The organism is Pseudomonas sp. UBA6323, assembly GCF_002439135.1.
Taxonomy (GTDB): domain Bacteria; phylum Pseudomonadota; class Gammaproteobacteria; order Pseudomonadales; family Pseudomonadaceae; genus Aquipseudomonas.
Map to the genome: position 1 here is coordinate 12,871 of NZ_DJSX01000036.1, position 341 is coordinate 13,211.

The window sequence follows — 341 nt, forward strand, 5'->3', positions numbered from 1 at the left end:
CGCCGCTTCGGCGGCCGGATCGAGCAGGTCGAGATGAACGGGGTGGCCGGACAGCGCCTGCAGGGTCAGCGGGGTGATGAATTCTCGTCCGCCCTGGGTCATCACCACGCGGACTTCGGCGCCCTGATCCTTCAGCCGGCGAACCAGCTCGGCGCTCTTGTAGGCAGCAATACCGCCCCCCACGCCGACGATGATGCGTTTGCGATACAGCCGCTGCATAGGCTTGCCTTTTATATACCGGTGGATGTGCGCCACGTGGCCAACGCCTCCCCAGGCCGGCCCCGTGTAAAGTCGGGTAGGGATAGGCCATTGCTGGCCCATCCCCCCCTAAGAACCGTACG

1 protein-coding gene is annotated in these 341 nt (G+C 65.1%); it reads right to left on the minus strand.

The window, feature by feature from the left end:
- Positions 1 to 219, minus strand: a 219-nt coding sequence (locus B3P22_RS08215) for a flavoprotein (protein ID WP_296270617.1), incomplete at its 3' end; no start/stop codon positions are given.
- Positions 220 to 341 lie beyond the last annotated feature (122 nt).